Raw genomic sequence first — 3,086 nt, 5'->3', positions numbered from 1 at the left:
CCCCCGCCGGCCCCGCCCCTGACGCCCCCGCCACCGCCCCCACCGCTCCCACCGCTCCCACCGCCCCCGCCGTCCCGGGCACCCGGACCGCCGCTGACCAGGTCACGAGCACCACGACCGGCATAGGACTGGGGGCGGCGCCCCCGCATCCCAAGCCGGTCTCGCTCGTTGGCTCCTACGTGTACAGCTACGACCTCGCGTCCCCCGGCCGTCCCTCCGTCCAGTCCGGCCCCGGCGGCGCCGGCCGGTCGATCCCGAACATGCGCCCGTCCTACGACGCCGAGCACCCGGTGTCGGCCACGCCGATCTACGACACGCTGTACTCCGAGTACCGCCGGATGTTCCGGGCGCTGCCCGGCGACCGCTCCGGCGAGGAGGGGATGAAGTTCACCGGCTTCGCGGTCCGCGAACCGCAGTCCCAGCCGTCCGGGCAGTCGCAGCAGCACCAGTCCTTCGAGACGTACGCCGGGCAGGCCACGGGCGCGCCCCAGTTCATGCCCGCGCAGACCACCACCGCCCAGGCCAACGGCCAGGGCTGGGTCGCCACCGGCTACCTGGGCGCCCCGGGCGGCGGCACCGCGGGCGCGGGCGGGCGGCACCGCTCGGTGCTCTCGCTGCCCCCGGGCCGGGACGCCTGAACGCACGCAGCGGGGCCGCGGACACCGTCCGCGGCCCCGCTGCGTCGCTCGGCTACTTCTTCTTGTTGCGCTTCTCGCGGACCCGGACCGAGATCGAGATCGGGGTGCCCTCGAAGCCGAACTCCTCGCGCAGGCGGCGCTCGACGAAGCGGCGGTAGCCCGCCTCCAGGAAGCCGGAAGCGAACAGCACGAACCGCGGCGGACGGGTGCCCGCCTGGGTGCCGAACAGGATGCGCGGCTGCTTGCCGCCGCGGATCGGGTGCGGGTGCGCGGCCACCAGCTCGCCCAGGAAGGCGTTCAGGCGGGCGGTCGGGATGCGGGTCTCCCACCCGGCCAGCGCGGTCTCGATCGCCGGGACGAGCTTCTCCATGTGCCGCCCGGTCTTCGCCGAGACGTTCACCCGGGGAGCCCACTGCACCTGCACGAGGTCGCGCTCGATCTCGCGCTCCAGGTAGAAGCGGCGCTCCTCGTCCAGCTGGTCCCACTTGTTGTAGGCGATGACCACGGCGCGCCCGGCCTCGACGGCCATCGAGATGATCCGGGTGTCCTGCTCGGCGAGGGTCTCGCTGGCGTCGATCAGGACGACCGCGACCTCCGCCTTGTCCAGCGCGGCGGAGGTCCGCAGCGAGGCGTAGAAGTCCGCGCCCGCGGTCAGGTGGACGCGGCGGCGGATACCGGCGGTGTCGATGAACTTCCAGGTCTTGCCGCCGAGTTCGATCAGCTCGTCGACCGGGTCGCGGGTGGTGCCGGCCAGCTCGTTGACGACCACCCGGTCCTCACCGGCGACCTTGTTCAGCAGGCTCGACTTGCCGACGTTCGGCCGGCCGATCAGCGCGACCCGGCGCGGACCGCCGGGCGCCAGCCCGTCGCCGAACAGCTGCGGCGGCGCCTCCGGCAGCACCGCCAGGACGGCGTCCAGCAGGTCGCCGGAGCCGCGGCCGTGCAGCGCCGAGACGGGGTACGGCTCGCCCAGGCCGAGCGACCACAGGTACGCGGCCTCGGCCTCGGTGGACGGGCCGTCCACCTTGTTGGCGCACAGCACCACGGGCTTGCCGGAGCGGCGGATCAGCCGAACCAGGGCGTCCTCGGTGTCGGTGGCGCCGACCTTCGCGTCGACCACGAACAGCACCGCGTCGGCCTGCTCGATGCCGAGCTCGGCCTGCCCGGCGACCATCGCGTCCAGGCCGAGGACGTCGATCTCCCAGCCGCCGGTGTCCAGGACCTTGAACCGGCGCCCGGCCCACATCGCCTCGTAGCTGACCCGGTCGCGGGTCACGCCGGGGCGATCCTCGACGACCGCCTCGCGGCGGCCGATGATGCGGTTGACCAGGGTCGACTTGCCGACGTTCGGGCGGCCGACGATGGCCAGCACCGGCAGCGGGCCGTGGCCCTCCAGCTCGGCTTCGACCTCGTCGCCCTCGAAGCCCTCCTCGGCGGCCAGCGCCATGAACTCGGCGTACTCGGCGTCGCCCAGCTCGCCGTGGTGGGCGGTGGTGTCGTTGCTCATGTTCCGTTTTCCGTTTCCCGGCCCGGCCCTTCCCAGGGGCGTGCCGTGCGTACCTGCCCGGGGGCAGCGCGGACCGCGCGGATCTCGCGCGGTCGGACGTTCGTCTCTGCTCGTGCCTCAGGCCGCGGTCAGGCCGGCCTTCTCCTCCACCAGGGCGGTGATCGCGTCGACCACCTGGTCGAGGGTGAGTTCGCTGGTGTCCACCAGGACCGCGTCGGCGGCCTGGGTCAGCGGGGCGGTCTCCCGCGAGGAGTCCGCGGCGTCCCGGCGGGCCAGGTCGGCGGCCATCGCGGTGATGGTCGCCTCGTCCACGCCCTTCGCCCGCAGCTCCGCGGCCCGGCGCTCGGCCCGGGCCCGCTCGGACGCGGTCAGGAACACCTTCACGGTGGCGTCCGGGAACACCACGGAGCCCATGTCCCGGCCCTCGGCGACGATGCCGCGCTCGGCGTGCGAGGCGCAGCCGCGCTGCAGCTCCACCAGCCGGGCCCGCACCGCCGGAACGGCCGCCACGGCGCTCACCTTGCCGGTCACCTCGGGCCCGCGGATCGGCCCGGACACGTCCTGCCCGTCCACCGTTATGGTCGGCCCGGCAGCGTCCGTCCCGGACACGATCACCGGCTTCCCGCAGGCGATCGCCACCGCCTCCGCGTCCTCGACGTCCACCTCGTTGGCGAGCATCCACCAGGTCATCGCCCGGTACATCGCGCCGGTGTCCAGGAAGCTCAGCCCCAGCCGCGCGGCCACCGCCCGCGACACGGTCGACTTCCCGGACCCCGAAGGTCCGTCGATGGCGACGACGACCGGGCCGCTCGACGCTCGGTCGACACTGTCCACGGGGCGAACCTCTCTCTCAGGGCACAACGACTCACCCTCAAGGTTAATGGACGCCCGCCCACCCCCGTCCCGACCGCCCACCCCAGCCCCCAGCCCCAGCCCCAGCC

3 protein-coding genes are annotated in these 3,086 nt (G+C 74.0%); 1 reads left to right on the top strand and 2 read right to left on the bottom strand.

Features of this window, described 5'->3' with window-relative positions; all coding sequences use genetic code 11:
* On the top strand, nucleotides 1–638 hold a 638-nt coding region (locus OO57_RS44465), incomplete at its 5' end, for a hypothetical protein (protein WP_051778761.1).
* 52 nt (nucleotides 639–690) lie between these two features.
* Here OO57_RS44465 and der read toward each other — a convergent pair.
* On the bottom strand, nucleotides 691–2,145 hold the full coding sequence (der, locus tag OO57_RS37450; RefSeq protein ID WP_033257353.1) for a ribosome biogenesis GTPase Der: 1,455 nt from the start codon (nucleotides 2,143–2,145) through the stop codon (nucleotides 691–693).
* A gap of 117 nt (nucleotides 2,146–2,262) precedes the next feature.
* On the bottom strand, nucleotides 2,263–2,979 hold the full coding sequence (gene cmk, locus OO57_RS37445) for a (d)CMP kinase (protein WP_033257352.1): 717 nt from the start codon (nucleotides 2,977–2,979) through the stop codon (nucleotides 2,263–2,265).
* Nucleotides 2,980–3,086: the final 107 nt, after the last annotated feature.

This window comes from Kitasatospora phosalacinea (assembly GCF_000717185.1).
Taxonomy (GTDB): Bacteria; Actinomycetota; Actinomycetes; order Streptomycetales; family Streptomycetaceae; genus Kitasatospora; species Kitasatospora phosalacinea_A.
Note: the sequence above shows the minus strand (reverse complement) of the source record. Positions and strands in the feature narration are given on the sequence as shown.

Excerpts from the sequence above, each read along its gene's own strand:
- der (WP_033257353.1), bottom strand. The coding sequence starts at position 2,145 with ATGAGCAACGACACCACCGCCCACCACGGCGAGCTGGGCGACGCCGAG.